This is a genomic window from Chromobacterium sp. FG89, assembly GCF_057808735.1.
On the sequence record NZ_JBMDIQ010000004.1, the window covers coordinates 139,851 to 163,186 of the forward strand.

23 protein-coding genes are annotated in these 23,336 nt (G+C 68.3%); 4 read left to right on the forward strand and 19 right to left on the reverse strand.

Annotated elements, in window-relative coordinates:
- The first annotated feature begins 1 nt into the window (after position 1).
- Both ACODRW_RS05555 and ACODRW_RS05560 read left to right on the forward strand, forming a co-directional pair.
- Positions 2-721 carry a VUT family protein gene (locus ACODRW_RS05555; RefSeq protein ID WP_199225913.1) on the forward strand — a complete coding sequence of 240 codons (720 nt, stop codon included), beginning with the start codon at positions 2-4 and terminating at the stop codon, positions 719-721.
- A complete protein-coding gene (locus ACODRW_RS05560) occupies positions 718-1,464 on the forward strand; it encodes a metallophosphoesterase (RefSeq protein WP_488905326.1) in 747 nt (248 codons plus the stop codon). The genes ACODRW_RS05555 and ACODRW_RS05560 overlap by 4 nt, the downstream gene beginning before the upstream one ends.
- A 52-nt stretch (positions 1,465-1,516) precedes the next feature.
- On the opposite strand, the gene ACODRW_RS05565 is transcribed toward ACODRW_RS05560, so the two are convergent.
- The 7 genes from ACODRW_RS05565 to ACODRW_RS05595 form a co-directional block, all read right to left on the reverse strand.
- Entirely contained in the window at positions 1,517-2,059 is a 543-nt protein-coding gene (locus ACODRW_RS05565) for a hypothetical protein (RefSeq protein ID WP_488905327.1), read from the reverse strand.
- A 91-nt stretch (positions 2,060-2,150) separates the two neighbouring features.
- Positions 2,151-3,062: an AraC family transcriptional regulator gene (locus ACODRW_RS05570; RefSeq protein WP_227107566.1), complete on the reverse strand. Its 912-nt coding sequence runs from the start codon at positions 3,060-3,062 to the stop codon at positions 2,151-2,153.
- Positions 3,063-3,141: 79 nt separating this feature from the next.
- Positions 3,142-3,651: a GNAT family N-acetyltransferase gene (locus ACODRW_RS05575; protein ID WP_488905328.1), complete on the reverse strand. Its 510-nt coding sequence runs from the start codon at positions 3,649-3,651 to the stop codon at positions 3,142-3,144.
- Position 3,652: 1 nt separating this feature from the next.
- Entirely contained in the window at positions 3,653-4,216 is a 564-nt protein-coding gene (locus ACODRW_RS05580) for a putative glycolipid-binding domain-containing protein (RefSeq protein ID WP_235089445.1), read from the reverse strand.
- Between the two features lie 85 nt (positions 4,217-4,301).
- Entirely contained in the window at positions 4,302-5,492 is a 1,191-nt protein-coding gene (locus ACODRW_RS05585) for an MFS transporter (RefSeq protein WP_107800279.1), read from the reverse strand.
- A 31-nt stretch (positions 5,493-5,523) separates the two neighbouring features.
- On the reverse strand, positions 5,524-6,870 hold the full coding sequence (gene chrA / locus ACODRW_RS05590; RefSeq protein ID WP_488905329.1) for a chromate efflux transporter: 1,347 nt from the start codon (positions 6,868-6,870) through the stop codon (positions 5,524-5,526).
- 2 nt (positions 6,871-6,872) lie between these two features.
- The gene (locus tag ACODRW_RS05595; protein ID WP_488905330.1) at positions 6,873-7,802 is read right to left on the reverse strand and encodes a chromate resistance protein ChrB domain-containing protein; all 930 of its coding nucleotides are present in this window, start codon (positions 7,800-7,802) and stop codon (positions 6,873-6,875) included.
- Positions 7,803-7,945: 143 nt separating this feature from the next.
- Here ACODRW_RS05595 and ACODRW_RS05600 point away from each other — a divergent pair, with 143 nt between their 5' ends.
- Positions 7,946-8,386 (forward strand): anti-virulence regulator CigR family protein, encoded by a 441-nt coding sequence (locus ACODRW_RS05600; protein WP_227107573.1) that lies wholly within the window; start codon positions 7,946-7,948, stop codon positions 8,384-8,386.
- A 10-nt stretch (positions 8,387-8,396) separates the two neighbouring features.
- Here the strand turns inward: ACODRW_RS05600 and ACODRW_RS05605 are convergent, their stop codons facing one another.
- Positions 8,397-8,861, reverse strand: a complete 465-nt coding sequence (locus ACODRW_RS05605) for a GNAT family N-acetyltransferase (RefSeq protein ID WP_227107575.1) — start codon at positions 8,859-8,861, stop codon at positions 8,397-8,399.
- Positions 8,854-9,963 carry a methyl-accepting chemotaxis protein gene (locus tag ACODRW_RS05610; protein WP_305883544.1) on the reverse strand — a complete coding sequence of 370 codons (1,110 nt, stop codon included), beginning with the start codon at positions 9,961-9,963 and terminating at the stop codon, positions 8,854-8,856. The genes ACODRW_RS05605 and ACODRW_RS05610 overlap by 8 nt, the downstream gene beginning before the upstream one ends.
- A 220-nt stretch (positions 9,964-10,183) precedes the next feature.
- Here ACODRW_RS05610 and ACODRW_RS05615 point away from each other — a divergent pair, with 220 nt between their 5' ends.
- Positions 10,184-10,972 (forward strand): DinB family protein, encoded by a 789-nt coding sequence (locus ACODRW_RS05615; protein ID WP_488905331.1) that lies wholly within the window; start codon positions 10,184-10,186, stop codon positions 10,970-10,972.
- A gap of 136 nt (positions 10,973-11,108) precedes the next feature.
- Here the strand turns inward: ACODRW_RS05615 and ACODRW_RS05620 are convergent, their stop codons facing one another.
- The 10 genes from ACODRW_RS05620 to infA all read right to left on the reverse strand — a co-directional run bounded on the left by ACODRW_RS05620 (position 11,109) and on the right by infA (position 23,265).
- A complete protein-coding gene (locus ACODRW_RS05620; protein ID WP_227107578.1) occupies positions 11,109-11,876 on the reverse strand; it encodes a type 2 periplasmic-binding domain-containing protein in 768 nt (255 codons plus the stop codon).
- 84 nt (positions 11,877-11,960) lie between these two features.
- Positions 11,961-14,657 carry a nitrate reductase gene (locus ACODRW_RS05625; protein WP_488905332.1) on the reverse strand — a complete coding sequence of 899 codons (2,697 nt, stop codon included), beginning with the start codon at positions 14,655-14,657 and terminating at the stop codon, positions 11,961-11,963.
- Positions 14,658-14,673: 16 nt separating this feature from the next.
- Positions 14,674-15,003 carry a nitrite reductase small subunit NirD gene (gene nirD / locus ACODRW_RS05630; protein ID WP_048409167.1) on the reverse strand — a complete coding sequence of 110 codons (330 nt, stop codon included), beginning with the start codon at positions 15,001-15,003 and terminating at the stop codon, positions 14,674-14,676.
- Positions 15,004-15,010: 7 nt separating this feature from the next.
- Positions 15,011-17,443 (reverse strand): nitrite reductase large subunit NirB, encoded by a 2,433-nt coding sequence (nirB, locus tag ACODRW_RS05635; RefSeq protein WP_235089439.1) that lies wholly within the window; start codon positions 17,441-17,443, stop codon positions 15,011-15,013.
- 19 nt (positions 17,444-17,462) lie between these two features.
- On the reverse strand, positions 17,463-18,665 hold the full coding sequence (locus tag ACODRW_RS05640) for an MFS transporter (RefSeq protein WP_048409169.1): 1,203 nt from the start codon (positions 18,663-18,665) through the stop codon (positions 17,463-17,465).
- Between the two features lie 302 nt (positions 18,666-18,967).
- Complete coding sequence (locus ACODRW_RS05645) at positions 18,968-20,065, reverse strand: CmpA/NrtA family ABC transporter substrate-binding protein (protein ID WP_488905333.1); 1,098 nt, start codon at positions 20,063-20,065, stop codon at positions 18,968-18,970.
- Between the two features lie 16 nt (positions 20,066-20,081).
- Complete coding sequence (locus tag ACODRW_RS05650; protein WP_107800268.1) at positions 20,082-20,672, reverse strand: ANTAR domain-containing response regulator; 591 nt, start codon at positions 20,670-20,672, stop codon at positions 20,082-20,084.
- A 330-nt stretch (positions 20,673-21,002) separates the two neighbouring features.
- Positions 21,003-22,325, reverse strand: coding sequence for a glycoside hydrolase family 19 protein (locus tag ACODRW_RS05655; protein ID WP_488905334.1), 1,323 nt, complete (start codon positions 22,323-22,325; stop codon positions 21,003-21,005).
- Positions 22,326-22,764: 439 nt separating this feature from the next.
- The gene (locus ACODRW_RS05660; protein ID WP_048409173.1) at positions 22,765-22,986 is read right to left on the reverse strand and encodes a hypothetical protein; all 222 of its coding nucleotides are present in this window, start codon (positions 22,984-22,986) and stop codon (positions 22,765-22,767) included.
- 9 nt (positions 22,987-22,995) lie between these two features.
- Positions 22,996-23,265 carry a translation initiation factor IF-1 gene (gene infA, locus ACODRW_RS05665; protein WP_019104365.1) on the reverse strand — a complete coding sequence of 90 codons (270 nt, stop codon included), beginning with the start codon at positions 23,263-23,265 and terminating at the stop codon, positions 22,996-22,998.
- Between the last annotated feature and the right edge of the window lie 71 nt (positions 23,266-23,336).

Sequence of the window (23,336 nt, forward strand, 5' to 3'; positions counted from 1 at the left end):
TGTGGAACAGTTCAGAGTTTACGGATTGATTGTGGGTTTGTCGGTGACCATCATGGTGGTCTGCGATTCGCTGGTGTACAAGACGCTGGATATTTACGGCTTGAAGATCACCGCCAGCGGCATCGTGTTTTCGCTTTGCTATCTATTGTCCACGGTGTCCACCGAGGTGTACGGCTATAAGCTGGGCGGACGCACGGTGTGGATTCTGGTGGCGTGCCAGACCTTTTTCGTTCTGATCATCAATGGCTTCGCCTTGCTGCAGCCGGATAATAACGAGATTTCCAAGCAGTACTACCTCTTGTTCAACGAATTTTGGCGGGTGATGGTGGGCACCTGGATCTCGGTGCCGGCCTCTTATTTTTGCAATGGCTTCGTCGTGTCGCGGATGAAGGTTTTTTTCGCCGGCCGCTTCTTTTTCATCCGCTATGTGATCGCGTCCATGCTGGCCCAGGCGGTGCTGCTGACCACGGCCTATCCCATCAGCCTGTCGTCGCGCTATAGCGGGCAGGAACTGCTCAACATCATCGCCACCACCTGGTCTTACAAGGTGTTCGTTTCCATCGCCTTGCTGCCGGTGGGCTATTACCTGGTGGGCGTGGTGAAGCGGATAGAAAAGACCGATTACTTCGACTGGAACGTGTCCTACAACCCCCTGGCGGTGTTCAAGGAGGACGGCGAAGACGTCAAGAGAAACAAATACGCGATGGAGGAAGGACGATGAGGGCCGCGCAGATATCCGACACGCATCTGTTCGCCGAGGCCGGCGGGCAGTTGATGGGCTACGACACTTATCGCGAGTTCGACCGGGTGCTGAGCCAGCTGGAGCGGCGGCATGCGGCGGAGCTGGACGCCGTTCTGGTCACCGGGGACATTTCTCAGGATGAGAGCGCGGCTTCCTATGAGCGCTTCGCGCAGCGGCTGGAAAGAACGGGCCTGCCGGTGTACTGGCTGGCCGGCAATCACGACGCCGCGTCCTTGGCGGCCGAGGTGCTGGGCCGCTACCCTTTCATGCGGCCGCTGGAGCGCCTGGAAACGGAGGACTGGCTGTTGTTGGCGCTGGATTCGGTGCGGCCGGGCACGGACGACGGCCATATCGACGAGCGCGCCGCCGCCGCCTTCCGGCAACGGCTGGCCGGGGCGGACGCCGCCGGCAAGCGCTGCGCCGTGCTGTTGCATCATCATCCGGCGGCGGTGGGCACGCCGCTATTGGACAGCTGCATGTTGCAGGACACGGAGCGGTTTTGGGAATTGATGGCGGAGACGCCGCGTTTGCAAGTGCTGTTGTGCGGCCACGCGCATGGGGATTACCGGCTGGAGGCGCGCGGCGTGGCGCTGGAAGTCTGTCCGGCCAGCTGTTTCCAGTGGCGCAAGGGCACGGCGGCGCTGGACACCGTGGACGCGCGCGGCTACAAGCTGCTGGAGTTCGACGCGGCCGGCTTCCGTAGCCAGACCGTGATGATTTAGCGCCTGTTTTCAACGCCGTATCGCCGACGCGCAGCAGACTATGAACAGGCTCTTAGCGCGGCCGGGCCCGCCGGAGGGCCAGCACCTTGCCCGAGCCGTCCGTCGCCGGCGTGTCCTGGCGGCGGGCCTCGGCTGCCGCGCGGCTGATGTGGCCGGAGACGGCGCGGCCTTTCTGAAAGCCGGTGGCGTAGGCGATCTTGCAGACTTCCTGCGGGGCCAGGTCGGCGAAATAATCGATGTTTCGACAGATGCTTTCGCCGGAAAAGGTTTCGCTATTGCCGTGCAGATGAATCCGGTATTGATTGCCGCGCAGTTCTTCCTCCACTTTGCAGCGCTTTTCTTCTTCTTTCCTATGGTTTTCCAATAACGCGATTTTTATCAGATCTCGCGGCCGGATGGCGGACAGGAGCTGATTGCTGGCCAGGATGTCCGCGTGGGACAGCTTGACGAAGTCGTGGCTGCCGTAAAGCTTGAACAGATAGAGATATTCCTTGGAGTTCTTCTTGAGCATTCTGTCGCACAATACCAATTGGTAGGGCGGATTGAATACGCTGATGATCCATTTTTTTATTCGAGTCAGAAAACGAGCGCGCATCGTGCATTACCCCTGCATTTAACGCGCTCTAGTTTACCCAAAGCCGACAAAAGGCGCTTGAGGGAATGTTTTTGGAATATCCTGATCCTTATTATTTTAACGGCGCGGCGGATCCGATTTTCGGCGCAGGCGTTTGCAGCGGCAGAAACAAATCGCAGACGGCTTCGTTTTCCGCCACGTCCGGGTAGAAACGCACGCGCTGGAGAAACAGCGGGTCATCGCGCGGGGTTTCGCCGCTGGCGGGCAGCCATTCCGCGTACAGGCGGCGCGCGAGGGCGGCCAGCGCGTCGTCGGAGCCGATGTGGCGCAGCCGGGCGCAGCGTCCGGCGGGAATCAGCGCGGCGCGCACCCCTTGGCGGTTGGCGGCGATGTCGCCGTCGAAAGCGGCGCAGAGGCCGAAGCGGTAGTCCGCCGGCGCGCAGTCGTCCGGATCGGCGTACAGCAGGTTGTAGGTGGCGGCGGCGCTGGGCGGCAGGCGGTGTTCCCGCCGCCAGGCGATGAAGTCGCGCAGGCTGTCTCCCAAGAGCGCGGGGTCGCCGCGGTGTTCCAGCAGGGCGATCGGGGTGGCGGGGAAGTCGACGATGTCGACGGCGAGCGGGATTTGGCGGGATGGCATGGAACGGCTCCTCAGTTGGGATAGGGCGTGGAAGTGCTGATGCCAAGGCCGCCAGCGCGGCCGCCGCCTAAAGGCGGACGGCGTTTGGCCCGTCGCCTGCCGGAAAGCGCGGGCAAAGGCCTCCGGGCTGCGGTAGCCGCTGTCCAGCGCGATGTCCAGCACGGCGCAGCGGCGGAAGGCCAGCCGCTCTCCGGCGCGGCGCAGCCGGCAGAGCCGCACGTATTGATGCAGGCTGAGGCCGAAGCGGGCGCGGAACAGGCGGTGGAAATGGAAGCGCGAGCAGGCGGTCACTCGGCTGAGCCGTTCCAGGCTCAGGTCGGCGTCCAGATGGGCGTCGATATAGGCCAGCGCCTTGTCCAGGCGCGGGCTGGCGGTGTCGTGCTGCATGCTTTCCTCCTTGGCGCCGCCAGTCTAGCGCGGCCGCGCCGCCGCGCGCCTGACCGATCTTGCGGTGTTGTCGGACACCTTAAAGCAGCGGTTTCTGCATCGCCACGCGCCGCCTGAGGCCGTGCTCGGCCTCGGCGCGCAACAGGGCCAGCAGGAAGGGCGGGCTGTCGGCGGGGTCTAGGGTCAGGAAACCGCGTTTGTGGTAGTAGGGCGCGTTCCAGGCCAGGTGTTCGAAGGTGGTCAGCGTCAGGCGGCGCAGGCCCTGCCGGCGCGCGGCGGTTTCCGCGTGCGCGATCAGCGCCGAGCCCAGGCCCCGGCCCTGATGCTTGGGGCAGACGTCCATTTCCTGCAGGTGCAGGCTGTCGCCGTGGCGGCGCGCCAACAGGAAGCCGTGCACGCCGTCGGCGTCGGCCGCCGCCCACAGGAGGCCGGCCGCGCAGGCGGCGGCCAGTTCGTCGCGGGGCAGCGTGTCGCCGGCCAGCGCCGGCGGCAGGTCTTGCGGGTCGAAGCGGGCGGCGGCGGCGCGTTCGATTTCGGCCAGCCGGGCAAAGTCTGCCGGCGCGGCCGGACGGATGCGCGGGGCGTTCATGTCAGCGCGCCTCCCGCCACAGGCCCTGGTAGTCGCGCGGCAGGCCGTCCGGGGTGAGGCTGAGTTCGGCCTGGAACGCGCCTTGTCGCGATTCGTAGCGGTAGCCGATCTCGGACAGGCGGGTGTAGCGCTGCGGCAGCGGCGCCAGGGTCAGCGCCGGGAATTGCAGCCAGGCGGCGTTCAGTTCCAGCGCCGCGCCGATCTCAAGCCGGCCGCGGCGGATGGGCAGCAGATTGGTGGCCGGGGTGAAGGCCAGGTCGATGTCGACGCAGCCTTGCACTTGCGGCTGTTCCGCGCCGTTGAGCCGCCAGCGGCCTTCGGCGTCGGTTTCCAGCCGCAGGGCGATGGCTTCCGCGCCGCGGTAGCCGTTCACCTCGACGCGACGGGTGCTCCAGTCCGGCGCGCAGTCCACCTGGTATTGCAGCAGGCAGTTGACGCCGTCTTCGACGAAGACGGCGCAGCCCTTGAGGCGCGGGCCTTGCTCGCTCTGTTCAAGCGCCGCGTAGTCGTGGCCGGAGGCGTCCAGCCGTTGCCAGACGATGGAGGAGACGAAGGTGTGGGACATGCGGCGGCCTTGCTGTTTTTATGATGTCGTATTTCACCGCATTGTCCTGTTGCTTGTCCATGGCGGGCATTGCCCGATCTGGTGTTTATGCGGCCTGGCCGGCCAGCCGCCGTTCCCGGCTATGCCACAGCAAGGTGGCCGCCAGCGCCAGCGCGGCCAAGGCGCCGCCGGCGACGAAGGTGCTGGCGCTGCCGTGGCGGTCCCACATCCAGCCGGCCAGCACGCTGGCCAGCAGCAGGCACAGGCCGCTGACCAGATTGAACAGGCCGAAGGCGGTGCCCTTCATGTCGGCCGGCGTTTCCTCCGCCACCAGCGTGGCCAGCAGGCCCTGGGTGAAGCCCAGGTGCAGCCCCCACAGGGCGATGCCGGCCAGCGTGACGGCGACGGAACCGGACAGCGCCAGCGTGACGTCGGCCAGGATCAGGATCAGCAGGCCTGTCGCCAGCAGCGCGCTCTTGCTGCAGCGGTCGGCCAGCACGCCCACCGGGTAGGCGGTGAGCGCGAAGACCAGGCTCATCACCACCATCACCAGCGGCAGCCAGCTCAGCGGCAGGCCGTGGCGCTGCGCCAGCAGCACCAGAAAGGCCTCGCTGAAGCGGGCCAGGGTGAACAGCGCGCCGATGGCGACGATCCACCAGTAGCGGCCGGAGAAGCGGCGCAGCAGCGCCAGGCGCAGCGGCGAGCGGAAGGGCTTGCGTTCGCCGCCGTCCGGCTCGCGCACGCCGGCCGCCAGCAGCAGCACCGCCAGCAAGGCCGGCAGGCAGGCCCACCACAGCACTTGCTGGATGTCGTCCGCCAGCCAGAACATCAGCGCGATGCCCAGCAGCGGGCCGGCGAAGGCGCCGACGGTGTCCATGGACTGGCGCAGGCCGAAACAGGCGCCGCGGATGGCCGGCGGCGCGACTTCGGCCACCAGCGCGTCGCGCGGCGCGCCGCGTATGCCCTTGCCCACGCGGTCCATCAGCCGCGCGGCCAGCACGGTTTCGGCGCTGTGAGCCAGCGGGAACAGCGGCTTGCTCAGCGCCGCCAGGCCGTAGCCCAGCAAGAGCAGGCCTTTGCGGCGGCCCCAGTAGTCGCTGATGGCGCCGGAGAACACGCGCAGGATCAGCGCGGTGGCCTGGGCCAGGCCTTCGATGACGCCCAGGGTCAGCGCGCTGACGCCCAGGGTGGAGACCAGGAAGACCGGCAGCAGCGCGTGGATGATCTCGGAGGACATGTCCATGCACAGGCTGACCAGGCCCAGGGCCCAGATGGTGGCGGGGATGCGGGGCTGCATGCGGGAGGCCTTTCTCGATGGGGGAATGCGTTCACGGCAGGCGCCACAGGCTGAGCAGCAGGCCGGCCAGCGCCGCGCCGGCTATCACCGGCATCGCCTTGACTTGTTTTTTCAGCAGCGCCCAGGCCGCCAGCGCGGCGATGGTGGCGGCGGCCCCGTCCACGCCGCCGCGCCAGCCTTGCGGCCACAGCACATGCCAGCCGAAGAACAGGGCGAGGTTGGCGATCACCCCGACCACGGCGGCGGTGACGGCGGTCAGCGGCGCGGTCAGGCGGATCTCGCCATGGCTGTGTTCGATCAGCGGGCCGCCGGCCAGGATGAAGACGAAGGAGGGCAGGAAGGTGAACCAGGTGACCAGCGCCGCGGCCAGCGCGCCGGCCAGGAACAGGTGCTCCGGGCCCAGCAGGGCCTTGGCGTAGCCGCCGACGAAGCCGACGAAGGCCACCACCATGATCAGCGGCCCCGGGGTGGTTTCGCCCAGCGCCAGGCCGTCCAGCATCTGGCCGGCGCTCAGCCAGCCGTAATGCGCCACCGCGCCCTGGTAGACATAGGGCAGCACCGCGTAGGCGCCGCCGAAGGTCAGCAGCGCGGCCTTGGTGAAGAACCAGCCCATCTGGGTGAAGCCGCCGTGCCAGCCGTAGGCGGCTGTCAGCAGCGCCATCGGCAAGCTCCACAGCAGCAGGCCGGCCAGCGCCGCGCGGCCCAGCCGTAGCCAGGAGAAGCGGGCGTGCGCCGGCGGCGGGGTGTGATCGTCGATCAGCGCCGGGCCGTAATGCGCGTCCGCGCCGCCGTGGCCGCCGGCCTGGAACCAGCGCGGCCGCAGCCGGCCGGCCAGCGCGCCGATCAAGGCCGCCGCCAGCACGATCAGCGGGAAGGGGGTTTGCCACAGCGCGATGGCGCACAGCGAGGCCAGCGCCACGCCCCACAGCCAGGGCCGTTTCAGCGTGCGCGTGCCGATGCGCCAGGCCGCCTGGGCCACGATGGCGACCACCGCGGGCTTGATGCCGTAGAACAGGCCGGCGATCCAGGCCAGGTGGCCGTAGGCGATATAGACCCAGGACAGCAGCACCAGCAGGAAGAAGGACGGCAGCACGAACAGCGCGCCGGCGGCGACGCCGCCCCAGCCGCGGTGCAGCAGCCAGCCGATATAGGTGGCCAGTTGCTGCGCTTCCGGCCCGGGCAGCAACATGCAGTAATTCAGGGCGTGCAGGAAGCGGCGTTCGGAAATCCAGCGCCGGCGCTCCACCAGCTCCTGGTGCATGATGGCGATCTGGCCGGCCGGGCCGCCGAAGCTGATCAGGCCCAGCTTGAGCCAGAAACGGAGCGCTTGCCGGAAGCCGACGGGGGCGGGCGCGGCGTCGCGGGGGCTGGGCGGCATGATCAGCTCTCCTTGGCGAACTGTTGGTAGAGCCCGTCCCAGATATGGGCGGCGGCGCTCAGCAATTGGTCGTCGTCGCTCAGCGCGGCGCGCAAGCCGGCCAGCACGGTTTCCACGCCGCTGGCTTCCGGCGGCGCCGCGCCGCCCACGTCCAGATAATGGACCAGCTCGGCCAGCCTTCGCAGCGGGGGCGCGTCCAGACCGAAGCTGGCCAGCAGCACCTCGAAGCTGACCTTGTCGCCGACATGGGTGAAGGCGGCGCCGTCGAAATCGAAGCCCAGCGCCTCCGGCGGGCAGTCGCCGGGCGCGGCCAGCCACAGGATGCGCGCCTGCGGATCGATGAAGCGGCGGATCAGCCAGGCCGAGGCCAACCGGTCCACCCAGGGGCGGCGGCGGGTGGCCCAGGTCCGGCCTTGGTGCTCGGCCACGGCGCGGCGCGGAATCTGCATGTCCAGACTATGAGGCTCGCCCGGCGACAATTGCAGCTGGATGGCGGTTTCCAGCTGTTGCAGCGCGGCTTGCGCCTGTTGCTGGCCGGCGCCGGGGAAGAAATCGATGGCGGCGACGCCGGCCAGGGTCTTGCTCAGCCGCCGCCATTGTTTCAGCCGCTCGGCGGCGTTGTCGGGGTCCAGCCCGCTCAGTTGTTCCTGGATGTCCTGCCGCAGCTGCTGATAGTCGGCGTCGCGCTGGAACAGCGGCGGAAAATCGCTGCCGTCCAGCGGCCGGCAGGCCAGCAGCCGCGCGACGCCGCCGTGTTGTTGGATGTCGGAGGCGATGGCCTCCAATTGTTGCAGCCGGGCGTTGCTGCCGGGCAACAGGTAGGCGCCGTCGCGCAGCGCGGCGGAGCCGCAGGCTTTCAAGGCGCGCCAGGCGCGCATGCGCGCGGTGGCGTTTTCGGTGGGCAAAGAAGTGATCAGCAGCAGCCAGTCCATGATGCGCTCCATTTTTTTGTAGCGTATTCTACAATTATGTAGCGATCAATATATTTTGTCGGGTGCGAGATACAGTTGGACTCAAGCTTGGCCGGCGCGTGGTCGATAATCTAAATCGGGCTCAACAGAGACGGGAGACGAAGATGAAGCGATGGAAGCAATGGTCTGTGTGCTTGTTGGCGGCGGCGCTGGCGGCGCCGGCGCTGGCCAATCCGCCGGAAGGCAAGGGCCAGGGTCATGGCCAGGGGCAGGGCAAGCACAAGGATAAAGACAAGGACAGGGAAGCGTCGCCGGAGCGGTCGGACCGGGATTTGGTGGCGGCGGGCATCAGCGTCGCCGCCGCGCGGCGCCTGGCGCTGGATTCCGGGGTGACCGGCTATAAATCCTTGCCGCCGGGCATGCGCAAGCGCCTGGCGCGCGGCAAGCCGCTGCCGCCCGGCATCGCCAAGCAGGTCTTGCCGGCGCCCTTGCTGAGCCAGCTGCCGCGCCACCCCGGTTACGAGTGGCGGGCGGTGGGCGCGGACCTGGTGCTGGTGGCGGCCAGCGGCTTGATCGCGGATATCTTGCTGGACGTGCTGCGCTGATCCGGCCGGCTTACAAGATTTGGCGGTAGATCACCGCGTCCGCCAGCTCCGCCACCTGGTCGTACAGGCGGCGCGCGACGAGGTTGTCGCCGGCGGTGCGCCAGTACAGCATGGCGGCGCCGTCGTCGCGCGCCCGTTCCGCGGCGGCTAGCAGCAGCGCGCGGGCGACGCCGCCGCCCCGCGCCGCCGGCGCAACGTATAGATCCTGCAGATAGGCGCTGTCCTGGATCTGGATGGTGCTGCGGTGGTAGAGCAGGTGGGCGATGCCCAGCAGCGCGCCGTCGGCGACCGCGGCCAGCCCGCGCACCGGTTCCTCCGGCGCGAGCAGGCGGCGCCAGGTTTCCCGGTCCACCTCCTCGGGCAGGGCGCTGACGCCGACGCGGCCGTAGAAGGCGTTGTAGTCGCGCCATAAGGGCAGCCAGCCGGCGTGATCGCCGGCTTGCAGCGGGCGGATGGAGAAGACGGCCTCAGCCATGGCGCGCTTCCGTTTCGCCGGCGCCGGCCATGTGTTCCAGCCCGGCCAGCACTTGCAGGCTGGCGGCTTCCATCATCGCGACATGTTCCACCGCGGCCCGGCTGTCGCCGTCGGCGTGGGCGCGCAAGGCGTCCAGCGCCGCGGTGTGCACCTTGGCGTGCGGCGCTTCGATTTCGCGGAAGCCGGGCAGGTGGGAGAAGCCGGCGCGGCCTTCGCCTTCGTAATACCACTTGCCGAAGCGGCAGTGCTGATGCGAGCCGAAGTGGCCGATGTCCTCGTCCGACAGGCCGAACATCACCTGGTAGACGCGGAATTTGTAGATCAGGTGGTCCATCTTGGCCAGTTCGCAGAAACCGCGCAGCGCGGAGGCGGCGATGCTGCCTTCCATGCTGGTGGACATGTCCAGCAATTGTTTCATGGTGCCGGCGGCGGCCTCGCCGTCCTGGCTGAAACCGGCGGCTTGTTCCGCCAATTGCTCCATCTGGCTGCGGCTGCCGGCGCTGTCGCCGCGGATCTGCTCCACCAGCTTGGCGATGTCGGCGGTGGCGGTGGCGGTGCGTTCGGCCAGCTTGCGTACTTCGTCGGCCACCACGGCGAAGCCGCGGCCTTGCTCGCCGGCGCGCGCCGCTTCGATGGCGGCGTTCAGGGCCAAGAGATTGGTCTGGTCGGCGATGTCGCGGATCAGTTGCACGATGCCGCCCACCTCCTGGGCGCGGGCGTCCAGTTCCCCCACTTTTTCCGCCGCGCCCTGCGAGGCGCCGGCCAGTTTGGACAGATCGGCGGCGATCTGGTCTATGGATTGGCGGCTGCGCAGCGAAATGCCCTGAGCGGCGACGGCGCGGTCTTTTTCCCGGCTCATCACGCTGGAGAGGGTGGCCAGCGACTGCTGGGTGTCGGTCATCGATTGGGCGAAGGCGGAGAGGTTGGCGATCAGTCCGTTCAGTTCCTGAACTTTGGCCTGACTGGCGGCCAGCTGGCGTTCGGCTTCATCGGCGCGGCTGCGGGTGTGTTGCAGCTCCTGGCGCATTCGCTCCGCCTCCTGGCTGAGTTGCAAGCGCTCCGCCTGCTCGCGCGCGGCCTTGTCCTTGTTCCGGAACCACATTCCATTCTCCTCTTGAAGCCGGACCGGCACAGGCAGGCGTGGCTTGCGCTTGCATGTCGCCGGGTGATTTTAAATAAACGTTTAGCATTATCCGAATGCCGTCATGAATCTGCAATCATTTGTCTTGTTTAAGTTTGATTAATTATGACAAAAATCAGACTTGACGCTTGTTGCGCCGTTTACTAAGGTATCATTTTGATACGTTAAATAAGAGGCTCTTATGCACTCCCGTTTTGATGTCTTTCGCGAACAGGCGTTGGGCCGCCAGTTGGAGGCTTTGATCGACACGCCGCAGCGTTATGTGGAATACGCGGCCTTGTCGCGCGCCGAAGTGCCGGCGATTGCGGCCATCGTCCACGATGTGCGCCAGCTGTTTCCGGAAGTGGAGGCGGACGCCAGCGCGCGCCAGTTTTGCGGCGCGATGGTGGCGGAGGTGATGCGCCGCCATTATCACGAGGTGTTGCGGCCGCGCGGCCGGGTACCGGGCGGTTATTTCACTTACGGGGTGGTGTGGACGCCTAGGCCGCAACAGTTGGACTGGGAGCAGCGGCTGGAGGCGCTGCGGGCGATGCCGGCCCAGTTGGCGGCGGCGCTGCGCGTGATTCCGGTCGCGGACTGGCGGCGGCGGCCGGACGGCATCGATTTTGCCGCGGTGGAGCATGCCTGCCATCTGCGCGATCTGGACCGGATTTTCTGCCAAAGGGTGGCAAGGGTATTGACCGAGGACATGCCGGATATTCCGTCGGTAGACGGCACTGAAATGTCGCGCGAACTGGCTTATCTGGAGCAGGACGGCTCAGCGGCCTTGGACGATTTCCTGGCCGGACGGCGGCATTTGCTGACAGCGCTGGCCGGCGCCGAAGCGGCCCAGCGCGGGCGGCTATGTCTGTTTGGCGGCGAGCGGCGGATGAGTCTGGAGGATTTGGCCGAGGACATGTTGCAGCACGACCGCGCCCATTTGCTGGAGGTGGAGGAGCTGACGGCGGAGTTGGGCGGCGAGCCGGTTTGAGCGCCGGCCCGGCTCAGAGTCGGTTGACGATCTGCTGCGCGTCGGCGATACGGCGTTGAGAACGGCCCTTGTACACTCCGCTGCTTCCGCAGCAAGGCCTGGTCTCGCCTTGGTTCGCGAGATGGTAAACGCCCTCTCAGGGTTGTTGGTACCAGGGGCGGCGCAGCAGCGCGGGCAGCAGGGTTTCGCGCAGTTTGCCTATCTGCTGCCACAGGCAGCGCGCCAGGGCCGGATTGTCCCGGTGCCAGCGCTTGCCCAACACCAGATAGTAGTCCTTGCGCGACAGCGGCGGCTGCAGGCGGACGATGCCGGCCTGCGGGTGGTCTTCCAGATAGCGGTCGCCGATGTGGTTCTGCGTGGCGTAGGCGGCGATGTGGCGCGCCAGCAGTTTGCGGAAGTTCATCTCGGTGTCTTTGGCGGCCTCCACTTGGGCGCCCTTGGCGCGTAGATCGTCGGCGATGGACCAGCCGGCGTTGACGCCGATGGCGCCCAGCGCCGGCAGGTTCTTGCCGTTCCAGGCCGGCGGCGCGTTTTTCAGCGCGTACAAGGAGTAGGCCAGCGTGGTCAGCCGGTAGCGCGGGTCGGGTTCCTCGCCCTGCATCGGGTAATCGAAATAGGCTTCGCGTTCTTTGTTGTGGGAGAACATGAAGGCGGCGTCATGCTGATCGTGCTGCATCTCGGTGAGCAGGCGCTTGCCCGGCAGCCGCGACAGCTTAAGCGCGATCCGGCAGCCCTTGGCCGCCGCCTGCGCCATTTCCACCACCGCGCCGGGGTGGGGCGGCATTTGATCGCCTTCGCCGCTCATATACGGGTCCGAGGCCACCGCGCCGTAAACCATGTCCAGCGTCGCCGCCGCCGCCGGCTGCGCGGCCAGCGCCGCGATCAGCAGTCCTATCTGTTTCAAGCCCAATCCACGCATCCATCGCTATCGCCTGCGCAGAGGGTAACAGCGCCGGACTCCCTTAGCATAGAGTTCCGCGCCGGGGTTTCAATATTCCCGTTCCGCCTGTCGCGCCAGCATGCGTTTCAGTTCCGGCAGACAGGAGCCGCAAACGCCGCCGCAACCCAGCCGCGCCTTGAGTCCGGCCAGGTCCGCGCCGTCGGCGATGGCCGCCTGGATGCGCTCGGCGTCCACTTGCAGGCAGTTGCAGACGATGCGCGCGGCGGCGGCGGGCGCGGCCGCGGCGCCGGGGACCAGCGCGCTGAGCCGGCTGCCGGGCCAGGGCCGGCCGCTTTGCATCGCGGCCAGCAGCCGCGCGCCGTCGTCCTGGCCGCCGGCGAAGACGTAGGCCCAGGGCGCGTCGTCGCGCCAGGCGATGCGTTGTTCCAGGCCGTGGCGCGCGTCGCTGAAGGTTTGCAGCTGCGGGCCGCCGTCCAGGTCCAGCAGCCAAGTCAGCTCGGCGAGCCAGTCCGGCCGCGGCTGGGCGTGGGCGGCGTTCAGCACCAGGATGTCCGGCGGGCGCAGGCTGAGCGCGGCGTAGCCGCAGCCGGCCAGCAAGGGCTGCAGCCGCGCGCGCAGCGCCGGCAGGTCCGGGTGGCGGCTGGCGGCGCGCACCCGCCACGGCAGTTCGGCGCGTTCCACCCGCACCGCGGCGTGCTTGAGTTCGGGCTGGAACGATTGCGGGTCCACCGCCGGCGAGCAGGCCTGGTTGACGCCGCCGCTGTCCAGATGCTGGCCGCTCCAGTGCATGGCGGCGAACACGCTGCCGCCCGGCAGTTCCTCGCAAAGCGCCAGCGGCAGCACCAGACCGCCGCGCCGGCTTTCCACCCTGACCAGTTCGCCGGCCTGGAGGCCGCGGCGGGCGGCGTCGGCCGGGTGCATGTCCAGCGTCGGTTCCGGCGCGTGGGAGAACAGCCGCGCCACCCGGCCGCTGCGGCTCATGCCGTGCCATTGGTCGCGCAGCCGGCCGGTGAGCAGGCGGAAGGGGTAATGGGCGTTGACCGCGTCCGCCGGCGGCCGGTAGGGCGTGGCGTGGAACAGCGCGCGGCCGTTGGCGGTGGCAAAGCGGCCGTCCTCGTAACGCCGAGCCTGGCCGGCGGCCGCGCCGGCCGGGAACGGCCATTGCTGCGGGCCGTCCCGCTCCAGCCGAGCGTGGCTGAGGCCGCTGAGGTCCAGATCACGGCCGGCGGTCAGCGCCGCGTGTTCGGCGAACACCGCCGCCGGTTCGCTGTGTTCGAACAGGCTGGGCGCGTCCGGGTAGAGCAGCCGTTCCAGCCGGCGGCCCACTTCGGCGGCGATCCAGCCGTCGGCGCGCGCCTCGCCCGGCGGCGGCACGGCGGCGCGCACCCGGCTGATGCGGCGTTCGGAGTTGGTGACCGTGCCTTCTTTTTCGCCCCAACTGGCGGCGGGCAGCAGCGCGTCGGCGCAGGCGGCGGTGTCGGTGTCGGCGTAGGCGTCCTGGACGATGACGAATTCGGCCTGGGCCAGCGCCTGGCGCGCTTGCTCCAGGTCCGGCAAGGAGTGGGCGGGATTGGTGCAGACTATCCACACCGCCTTGACCCGACCGGCCTTGAGCGCGTCGAACAGCGCGACGGCCGGCAGGCCGGGGCGGTCGGAGAGCCGCTCCGGCGGCACGCCCCAGTGGGCGGCCACTTCGGCGCGGTGTTGCGGGTTGGCGATATCGCGGTGGGCGGCCAGCATGGTGGCCATGCCGCCCACTTCGCGGCCGCCCATGGCGTTGGGCTGGCCGGTCAGCGAGAAGGGGCCGGCGCCGGGGCGGCCGATCTGGCCGGCGGCCAGATGCAGATTGATCAGCGCCAGGTTTTTGGCGGTGCCGTGGCTGGACTGGTTCAAGCCCATGCAGTACAGCGACAGGCTGGCCGGGCTGCGGCCGAACCATTCGGCGGCGGTGGTCAGATCGGCCTCGGCGATGCCGCACAGGCCGGCGGCCTGGCGCGGCGAATAGTCGCGCAGCAGGCGCTTGAGCGCGTCGAAGCCCTCGGTGTGGGCGGCGATGTAGCTCTCGTCTATCAGCCCTTCCCAGATCAGGTGGTGCAGCATGCCGTTGAACAGCGCCACGTCGCTGCCGGGCTGGATCTGCAAATGCAGGTCCGCCAGCGCCGCGGTGTCGGTGCGGCGCGGGTCCACCACGATCCACTTGCGGTCCGGCCGCGCCGCCTTGGCGGCCTCCAGCCGGCGGAACAGCACCGGGTGGGCGTAGGCCGTATTGCTGCCGGCCAGCAGCACGCAATCGGCCAGGTCCAGGTCCTGGTAGCAGGTGGGCGGGCCGTCGGCGCCCAGCGCCAGCTTGTAGCCGCTGACGGCGCTGGACATGCACAGCCGGGAGTTGGTGTCGATATTGTTGCTGCCGATCAGGCCCTTGGTCAGCTTGTTGAACAGATAGTAGTCCTCGGTCAGCAGCTGGCCGGAGGCGTAGACCGCCACCGCGTCCGGCCCGTGGCGGCGGATGACGCCGGCCAGCCGCTCGGCCACGGTGTCCAGCGCGCTGTCCCAGTCCACGCGCCGGCGCGCGGCGTCGCGGGTCAGCCGCAGTTCGGGGTGCAGCGCGCGGCCGGACGGGCTGGCGCAGCTGTCCGCCAGCGCCAGGCCCTTGGTGCACAGCCGGCCGTGGTTGGCCGGGTGGGCCGGATCGCCTTCCACGCCGGTGACGCGCGCGCCGTCGCTGTGGATCAGCACGCCGCAGCCGACGCCGCAGTAACAGCAGGTGGAGGGGGTGGTGGTCATGGCGCGGTCCCCGGGTTCACAGTTGCAGGTAGACGTCGCCGTCCCGCAGGCTGACCGGGAAGCGTCGCGCGCAGCCGCGGTCAGGCGCCTGGGCTTCGCCGTCGTCCAGATTGAGGGTCCAGCCGTGCAGCGGGCAGGTGACCGCCGCGCCGTGCACCAGGCCCTGGCTCAGCGGGCCGCCCTTGTGCGGGCAGCGGTCCAAGAGCGCGAACACTTGCTGCGGCTGCGGCCGGAACAGGGCGATGTCGCCGTCGTCGCGCGCCAGCACGCGGCTGCCCAGCAGCGGGATGTCGTCCAGCGCGCAGATGCGCAGCCAGCGGGAGGAGGGGGGCGGGGTGGGTTCCATGGCGGCCTCAGGCGATGACTTTCAAGGGGATGTATTCCTGGCGCTGCGCGCCGGCGATGCGGGCGGCCCAGGGGTCGGGCAGGCCTTCCAGCGCGAACAGCAGCCGCTGGTACAAGGCCTGGCGGTTGGCGGCGTCGTCCACCACCCGCGCCTTGACGTAATCCAGGCCGACGCGGGCGATGTAGCGGACGGTGCGGTCCAGGTAATAGCCCTCCTCGCGGTAGAGCTGCAGGAAGGCGCCGCTGTATTCCTTCACTTCCTCGGCGGTTTTCACCTTGCACAGGAATTGCGCCACCTCAGTCTTGATGCCGCCGTTGCCGCCCACGTACAGCTCCCAGCCGGAGTCCACCGCGATCACGCCCACGTCCTTGATGCCGGCTTCGGCGCAGTTGCGCGGGCAGCCGGACACCGCCAGCTTGACCTTGTGCGGCGCCCACATATTGGCCAGCATGGTTTCCAGGTCTATGCCCATCTGGGTGCTGTTCTGGGTGCCGAAGCGGCAGAATTCGCTGCCGACGCAGGTTTTCACGGTGCGGATGGATTTGCCGTAGGCGTGGCCGGATTGCATGCCCAGGTCTTTCCAGACATCGATCAGGTCTTCCTTGCGGATGCCCAGCAGGTCGATGCGCTGGCCGCCGGTGACCTTGAGCATGGGCACCCGGTATTTGTCGGCCACGTCGGCGATGCGGCGCAGCTCGGCGGCGTTGGTGACGCCGCCCTTCATCTGCGGGATCACCGAGAAGGTGCCGTCCTTCTGGATATTGGCGTGCACCCGCTCGTTGACGAAGCGGCTTTGCGGATCGTCCACCGCCTCGCGCGGCCAGGTGGACAGCAGGTAGTAGTTGATCGCCGGGCGGCAGCTGGCGCAGCCGTTGGGGGTGCGCCATTCCAGGAAGTGGTAGACCGCGGCGTGGTCCAGCAGGCGGTGGTCGCGGATGGCCTTGCGCACCTCGGCGTGACTGTGATCGGTGCAGCCGCAGACGGCCTTGGTCTTGGGCGCTTCCTGGAAGCTGGAACCCACGGTGTTCATCAGGATCTGTTCCACCAGGCCGCTGCAGGAGCCGCAGGAGCTGCCGGCCTTGGTGCATTGCTTGACCTCGTCCAGGGTGAACAGGCCGTTTTCCTTGATCGCTTTGACGATGGCGCCCTTGCTGACGCCGTTGCAGCCGCAGACTTCGTCGCCGTCCCGCATGCCGGCGGCGCGGCTCTGGCCTTGGACGCCGACGTCGCCGATGGCGGTTTCGCCGAAGATCAGCCGCTCGCGCAGATCGCCTATCGCGCGCTGTTCGCGCAGCAGCTTGAAGTACCAGGCGCCGTCGGCGGTGTCGCCGTATAGGCAGACGCCGATCAGCTTGTCCTCGCGCAGCACCAGTTTCTTGTACAGGCCGCCGGCCGGGTCGGACAGCACGATCTCTTCGCAATCGCCGCCGCCGATGAAGTCGCCGGCGGAGAACAGATCGATGCCGGTGACCTTGAGCTTGGTGGCCATCACCGAGCCCTGGTAGCGGCTGCTGCCCAGTTGGGCCAGATGGTTGGCGCAGACCTTGGCCTGTTCGAACAGCGGCGCCACCAGTCCGTAGCAGACGCCGCGGTGGCTGACGCATTCGCCCACCGCGTAGATGCGCGGGTCGAAGGTCTGCAGCGCGTCGCTGACCACCACGCCGCGCTCGCAGTGCAGGCCGGCGCCGGCGGCCAGCGCGATATTGGGGCGGATGCCCACCGCCATCACCACCAGCTTGGCCTCCAGGGTTTCGCCGTCGGCGAGCTTCGCCGCCGCCACCGCGCCATGGCCGTCGTCCAGCAGCGCGGCGGTCTGGCGGCCCAGCAGGAAGCGCAGGCCGCGCGCTTCCAGCGAGGCCTGCAGCAACTGGGCGGCCGCGGGGTCCAGTTGTCTTTCCAGCAGCCAGTCCGCCAGGTGGACCACGGTGACGTCCATGCCGCGCTGTTTCAGGCCGTAGGCGGCTTCCAGGCCGAGCAGGCCGCCGCCTATCACCACCGCCCGGCCGCCGCCGGCGCTGGCGGCCAGCATGGCTTCGGTGTCGCGGATGTCGCGGTAGCCGATGACGCCGGCGAGATCGCGGCCCGGCAGCGGCAGCATCACCGGCAGCGAGCCGGTGGCGAGCAGCAGCCTGTCGTAAGGGGCGACGCTGCCGTCGTCGGCGCGCACCAGGCGGCGCGCGCGGTCCAGCTCCACCACGGTCTTGCCGGTGTAAAGGCTGATGCCGCGTTCGGCGTACCAGGCGCGCGGATTGAGCACGATGTCGTCGAAGGTCTGTTCGCCGGCCAGCACCGGCGACAGCTGGATGCGGTTGTAATTGGGGTGCGGCTCGGCGCCGAACACGGTGATGTCGTACAGGTCCGGCGCCAGCGTCAGCAGCTCTTCCACGGTGCGGATGCCGGCCATGCCGTTGCCGACCACCACGAGTTTGGGTTTGGTCATGATGGATGTCCTCGCGGGTTCAGAGCCGGGCGCTGGCGAGAGACCAGCCGGCGCGCCAGCGCTGGCGCAGCCCGGCCAGGCCGGCCCAGCCGGCCAAGGCCAGCGCGGCGTACAGCCACAGTCCGATGGCGTAGCCGCCGCTGGCCTGCTTGATCACGCCCAGGCCGGCAGCCAGCAGGAAGCCGCCGACGCCGCCGGCCATGCCGATCAGGCCGGTGACCGCGCCGATCTCGCCGCCGAAGCGCTGCGGCACCAGCTGGAACACCGCGCCGTTGCCGGCGCCGAGGCAGAGCATGGCCAGCACGAACAGCAGCAGCGCGCCGCCGGCGCCGCCCGCTTCCAGTCCGGCGGCGAACAGCAGCGCCGCCACCGCCAGGTAGACGGCCAGCAGCGAGCGGGTGCCGCCGACGCGGTCCGCCAGTACGCCGCCCAGCGGCCGCATCATCGAGCCGGCGAACACGCAGGCGGCGGTATAGAGCCCGGCGGTCTTGGCGTCGAAGCCGAACTGGTCGTGGAAATAGCCGGGCAGCGCGCTGGCGAAGCCGGCGAAACCGCCGAAGGTGATGGCGTAGAACAGCATCAGCCACCAGGCGTCGCGCTGGGCCAGCACCGCCAGATAATCGGCCCAGCGCTTGGGCGGCGGCGCGCCTGGCGCGTCCTTGGCCAGCCGGGCGAACAGCAGCAGCGCCAGCAGCAGCGGCAGACAGGCGAGGCCGAACACGTTCTGCCAGCCAAACTGCAGCGCCAGCGCCGGCGCGAACAGCGCCGCCAGCACGGTGCCGGAGTTGCCGGCGCCGGCGATGCCCAGCGCCGTGCCCTGATGCGCCGGCGGATACCAGCGCGAGGCCAGCGGCAGCGCCACGGCGAAGGAGGCGCCGGCCACGCCCAGGAACAGGCCCAGCAGCAGCGCGCCGCCCAGGCTGGAGAGGCCGACGCGCCAGGCGGCGAGCAAGGCGGCGATGACGACGATCTGGGCGATCAGCCCGGTGCGCTTGGCGCCGATGCGGTCCGCCAGCATGCCGACGGCCAGCCGCAGCAGCGCGCCGGCCAGGATGGGAGTGGCCACCATCAGCGCGCGTTCTTGGGTGTCCAGGTCCAGCGCGGCGGCGATGGGCACCTGCAGCGGGCCCAGCAGATACCAGACCATGAAGCTGAGGTCGAAGTAGAGAAAGGCGGACAGCAAGGTGGGCTTGTGCCCGGTGTGCCAGAAAGAACGGTCCATGCGAAACTCCTGTGCCGCGAGCGGCCGGGGGCCGGCCAAAATAAAAACGGCGTTCGCTCCTCGGTGATAGCAGGAGCGGACGCCGTTGTCCGTTGCCGTCCCGGCCGCCATTGGCCGGACAAGCATTTGGGGTGGGCGGGGCACGTCTTTGTGCCAGGCCCGGCTTGACTTATGCAAACGCCGTGCCAGCCTCCGCGAGCCGGAAATCCGGGTTTCGCGTGGATTCGCGGCGGGAAGCCGCACCGCGCTGGTGCGAAAATAGCCGGCCGCGCACTGAGTTTGTGCGTTGCAACATGCGGGGCTTAATCAAGCAGACGCTCCGTCGCCGGGTAGCGCGGCCGTCCGTCCCACTCCACGCCGTCGCACAGCCGGCTGCGGCGCTGCGGCCGGGCCGGCACGGGCAGGCCCAGCGCGTCTGCCGCCTGCCGGTAAAGCCGGCTCTGGCTCACCGCGGCGGCCACGGCCTGCGCGTCCTCGTCGCCGCGCAGCCAGCCCCAGCGCCGGAACTGGTCGATGAACCAGACGCCGTCGGACGGATAGGGATGGTTGACCCGGCCCTGGTCGAAGAAGCGCAGCGCCGACGCGCCGGCGGCGGCCGAGGGCAGGGTGGCGGCGATCAGCGTTTCCGGCAGGGCGATATGCTCCGGCCGCGCCAGCCAGCGCGCCGCCTGGCGGCGGTTTTCGCCGTGCTCCAGCCAGCGGCAGGCCTCCAGCAGCGCCATGATCAGCGCGGCGGCGGCGGCCGGTTCTTCTTGCGCGAAACCACGGCGGCAGAGCAGGGCTTTTTCCGGGTGGCCGGGCCAGATCTCGCCGCTGGCGACGGCGATGCGGCCGGCCTGGCGCGCCGCCGCCTGCTGGTGCCAGGGCTCGCCCGCGCAAAAACCGTCCAGCTGGCCGGCTTCCAGCGCCGCGCCCATCTGCGGCGGCGGAATCACCACCAGGCGCGCGTCGCGCAGCGGGTCCAGGCCTTGCGCCGCCAGCCAGTAATTGAGCCACAACGCGTGGGTGCCGGCGGGAAAGGTGTGCGCCAGCGTCAGCGGCGCGCCGCCTTGGCGGACGCGGCGCGGCAAGGCCTGCTGCGGCGCCGCCGCCAGAGCGTCGGCCAACGGGTGGCTGAGGGTGATGGCCTGGCCGTTCTGGTTCAGCGTCATCAGCAGCGCCATGTCCGCTTGCGGGCCGGCGAGGCCCAGCTGCATGCCGTAGGCCAGGCCGTACAGCGCCGCGGCGGCGTGCAGGCGGCCGTCCAGCAGCTTGTCGCGCACCGCGCTCCACGAAGGCTGGCGCAGCAATTCCAGTTCAAGGCCGTGGCGGCGGTCCAGGCCGAGCTGGCGCGCGACGATCAGCGGCGCGCTGTCGGTCAGCGGCAGATAGCCCAGGCGCAGGCGGTGGGGGACGGTCATGGGATTTCCTCGCGGCTCAGCCTAGCAGTTCGGCGGCCTGGATCAGTTGTCGGGCGAGATCGGCGACGCGCAGGCCCTCGCGCATCGCCTGCCGGCGCAGCGCCTGGTAGGCGTCGTTTTCGCTGAGCCGGCGCTTGTCCATCAGAATGCCCTTGGCGCGCTCGATCAGCTTGCGTTCGGCCAGTTGCTGTTCCGCCGCCGCCAGCCGCTGTCGCAGCCGGGCGTCCTCGGCGAAGCGGGCGCGGGCCAGGTCGATGATGGGCGCCAGCCGCGCCGCGTCGGCCTGGTCCACCACATAGGCCGCCACGCCGGCGTGGACGGCGGCTTCTATGGTGGGCAGGTCGCCCTGGTCGGCGAACATCACCACCGGGTGCGGCGCGATCTCGCCCAGCAGCGCCAGCTGCTCCAGGGTGTCGCGCGACGGGGATTCGGTGTCCACGATCACCACGTCCGGCCGCAGCCGCTCCACCGCCTGCAGCAGCGCCGCGGCGCCGTCCACCTCGGCGACAACGGCGTAGCCGGCGCGCGCCAGCGCCTGGCGCAGCGAGGCGATGGTTTTGGCGTGGTCGTTGACCAGCAGCAGGCGCAGCGGCGGAGGCGTGGACATTGCGGCACCGGGGAGAAGGGACGGCTTGGCTGAAGCAAGCGCCGTGCCCAAGGGAATTCTTGACGCGATTTTTAGCGAGGACGGGGCCGGATTGACGCGGCGTTTAGCCGCGATGTCTTAGAGTGGCTAACAAAAATCAGTTTTACGGCTGAGGCAAGGCGTGCCGACGCAGGCAGTACTTGAGTACGACAAGTCGGCGCAACGCAGCATCAGGGGTTTGTTAGCCGCTCTTATCGTGGAGCGGAGACAAGGCCAATGGACAGGAGGTGAAACACGGGTGAACAACAGTCGTTGGCGAGGCCGGCCCCGCGCGAGCGGAGCCGGCCGATTTCATTTGAGTTTGACGTTCCAGTTGTCCTCGACGCAGCGCTGGTAGTTGCCGGCTTGCAGCGCGCTGTACGGGGTCTGGTAGTTCACCAGCTGGCATTTGTAGTCATTGCCCCATTTCCAGTCCTTTTCCCAATAGATGTTGTAGGCGGCGGAGCTGGCGGCGCTGAAGCGCTGCATATTGGCGCAGGACAGCTGCTCGTTGCCGTAGTCCCAGCCCAGGTCCTTGGCGAACTGGCGGTAGTAATCGATGCGGTTCTGCGCCGCCTGGCGCTCGGTGCCGCCGCCGCACTCGGCGTTGATGATCTGGATGGTGGTGGCGAAGTTGTTGCCGGCGCCGGCGGCCTTGTCCGCGGCGTTGGGCACCCAAGTGCCGTCCAGCACATGCAGCATCGACGGCTTGGGCGGCTGCGGGAAGACGAAGAAGAAGGTGGCCGAGCTCAGGTTGAGCCAGGTGGAGGCCACCAGGTCCGGGTTCTTCAGCAGCACGGATTGGTCGCCGTCGTGCATGGCTTGGGAGAAGGGGCCGTAGTTGTAGTTGTAGGACAGCTGCTTGGCGCCGCGGCCGAAGTACTTTTTCCAGCTGCCGTCGGCGTTCTTGCCGCAGGTCCACACCTTGTTGAACACCGGATCGGCGCATTCGGTGTTGTAGCCGCAGCCGGGGCCGGTTTCGGCGCAGCCCATTTCGCGCAGGTATTTCAGACCTTGCCGCCATTCCGGCACCGTGTCGCTGCGGTTGTGGTCGCCGGTTTCCTGGGCGAAGTGGGCGAACATGGTGGCCAGGCTGTGGCGGCAGATGGCGTCGCCGTCGCGGCCGTCGCCGTAGTCGTCGCAGATGGCGGGGAACTTGGCGATGGCCTGCAAGAAGCGCTGGTAGCTGTAGCTGGCGTCGCGGCGGGAGAAGTAATACTCCCACTTGGCGGCAGGCAGCAGGCGCTCCACCCGGCGCACGTTCAGCGGGTTGGCGGCGCGGCCGGGGGTCACTTGTTCCACCTGGGCGTTAGGCAGGGTGCGGATCGAGGCTTTGACGTTGCGGAAGAAGGGGGTGTCGGTCAGAGCGGCTTCGTATTGCAGCGCTTGCTGCAGCGTGGGCGGCTGAGGCTGGCCCGGTTCGGCCAAAGCCGTGGCCTGGGCCGCCGCCGGCGTCCAGCTGCCTCTGGGATTGGCGGCCGGCGTTTCGGCGCGGGTGCGCCATTTGGCCTGCCAATCCTGGCCTTGCCATTGGACTTGCTGTCCGGCCTGATAGACGGCGCCGGCGTTCCAGGGCGCGGCCAAAACGGACTGGCAGGCCAGGCTCAGCAGCAGGGCGGTGAAGGGTTTGCGCATGTTGGCTCCTGTTGTCGGGCTGCCGGCGCGGGGGACGCCGCGCGAAATCATCGCAGCCGTTTATGGGGGCCTCGACAAACCCGTTGCGCGGTCCGATGGCCTCGCTCAGTCACAGGCTTCTGGCTTTGCCTTGCGCGCAGTCTCGGGGCTTGCGTTCTGATGTCAGAGGACGCGTCTTGCTCTTGAACGGATCGCGGCGGTTTTCGAGGTTGCCCTAGATGGTTTTCTGCCGCGCGCGACGCACGGCATAGATACCACTATGGAACCAATTTTTGATATGTCAAACGACTTTTTGAAGGAGAATGGGATTGACGCGGCCATGCGGCCGGCGCGCGGCTAAGCCGGAAGGGGCGAAGAAGGCGGAAGCGGCCGCGGCGGGCGCCGGGGTGAGATCCCGGACGGGTGCGGCGTTGAGCGTCAATCGGATCGTGCGGCCGTCTCAGGGGCGAGAGGCGTTGATCCAGGCGTCGTGCGGGTAGCTGGCGGAATCCAGGCCCAGTTCCGACGAAAAAGTGACGTGACAGTGACGTCCTACTGCATTGACCGCAATCACGGTAAATGTGATTGCGGCGCTATCGTGTTGTTCGGCGATGTAATCGCCGGGTTTGAGTTCATTGACTCGCAAATGTTGCTCCAGGGCATGACCGCGATAGCGGGTCATGCCGGCAGATCAACGGCGTCGGTTGTGATGGGGGCGAGGCGTGCCGCCGCCGGCCGGCGCCGTCGGATGACGGAAATTGATGCGGCCCTTGGTCAAGTCGTAGGGCGACATCTCTACAGTGACGCGGTCGCCTACCAGAACGCGAATACGGTGCATCTTCATCTTGCCCGAGCCATAGGCCAGGATTTCGACGTTGTTGTCCAGACGCACGCGGAAGCGGGACTCGGGCAACATTTCAATGACAACACCTTCCAGTTCGATCATGTCTTCTTTGGACATTACGATTCCTTTCTAATACGGTAGGCCAACAGCCACAGCGGCAGTCACATGGACTGCCGCGAGCGGGTGCT

Excerpts from the sequence above, each read along its gene's own strand:
- ACODRW_RS05560 (WP_488905326.1), top strand. The coding sequence starts at position 718 with ATGAGGGCCGCGCAGATATCCGACACGCATCTGTTCGCCGAGGCCGGC.
- ACODRW_RS05565 (WP_488905327.1), bottom strand. The coding sequence starts at position 2,059 with ATGCGCGCTCGTTTTCTGACTCGAATAAAAAAATGGATCATCAGCGTA.
- ACODRW_RS05570 (WP_227107566.1), bottom strand. The coding sequence starts at position 3,062 with ATGCAGCACGACACCGCCAGCCCGCGCCTGGACAAGGCGCTGGCCTAT.
- ACODRW_RS05575 (WP_488905328.1), bottom strand. The coding sequence starts at position 3,651 with ATGAACGCCCCGCGCATCCGTCCGGCCGCGCCGGCAGACTTTGCCCGG.
- ACODRW_RS05580 (WP_235089445.1), bottom strand. The coding sequence starts at position 4,216 with ATGTCCCACACCTTCGTCTCCTCCATCGTCTGGCAACGGCTGGACGCC.
- ACODRW_RS05585 (WP_107800279.1), bottom strand. The coding sequence starts at position 5,492 with ATGCAGCCCCGCATCCCCGCCACCATCTGGGCCCTGGGCCTGGTCAGC.
- chrA (WP_488905329.1), bottom strand. The coding sequence starts at position 6,870 with ATGCCGCCCAGCCCCCGCGACGCCGCGCCCGCCCCCGTCGGCTTCCGG.
- ACODRW_RS05595 (WP_488905330.1), bottom strand. The coding sequence starts at position 7,802 with ATGGACTGGCTGCTGCTGATCACTTCTTTGCCCACCGAAAACGCCACC.
- ACODRW_RS05600 (WP_227107573.1), top strand. The coding sequence starts at position 7,946 with ATGAAGCGATGGAAGCAATGGTCTGTGTGCTTGTTGGCGGCGGCGCTG.
- ACODRW_RS05605 (WP_227107575.1), bottom strand. The coding sequence starts at position 8,861 with ATGGCTGAGGCCGTCTTCTCCATCCGCCCGCTGCAAGCCGGCGATCAC.
- ACODRW_RS05610 (WP_305883544.1), bottom strand. The coding sequence starts at position 9,963 with ATGTGGTTCCGGAACAAGGACAAGGCCGCGCGCGAGCAGGCGGAGCGC.
- ACODRW_RS05615 (WP_488905331.1), top strand. The coding sequence starts at position 10,184 with ATGCACTCCCGTTTTGATGTCTTTCGCGAACAGGCGTTGGGCCGCCAG.
- ACODRW_RS05625 (WP_488905332.1), bottom strand. The coding sequence starts at position 14,657 with ATGACCACCACCCCCTCCACCTGCTGTTACTGCGGCGTCGGCTGCGGC.
- nirD (WP_048409167.1), bottom strand. The coding sequence starts at position 15,003 with ATGGAACCCACCCCGCCCCCCTCCTCCCGCTGGCTGCGCATCTGCGCG.
- nirB (WP_235089439.1), bottom strand. The coding sequence starts at position 17,443 with ATGACCAAACCCAAACTCGTGGTGGTCGGCAACGGCATGGCCGGCATC.
- ACODRW_RS05640 (WP_048409169.1), bottom strand. The coding sequence starts at position 18,665 with ATGGACCGTTCTTTCTGGCACACCGGGCACAAGCCCACCTTGCTGTCC.
- ACODRW_RS05645 (WP_488905333.1), bottom strand. The coding sequence starts at position 20,065 with ATGACCGTCCCCCACCGCCTGCGCCTGGGCTATCTGCCGCTGACCGAC.
- ACODRW_RS05650 (WP_107800268.1), bottom strand. The coding sequence starts at position 20,672 with ATGTCCACGCCTCCGCCGCTGCGCCTGCTGCTGGTCAACGACCACGCC.
- ACODRW_RS05655 (WP_488905334.1), bottom strand. The coding sequence starts at position 22,325 with ATGCGCAAACCCTTCACCGCCCTGCTGCTGAGCCTGGCCTGCCAGTCC.
- ACODRW_RS05660 (WP_048409173.1), bottom strand. The coding sequence starts at position 22,986 with ATGACCCGCTATCGCGGTCATGCCCTGGAGCAACATTTGCGAGTCAAT.
- infA (WP_019104365.1), bottom strand. The coding sequence starts at position 23,265 with ATGTCCAAAGAAGACATGATCGAACTGGAAGGTGTTGTCATTGAAATG.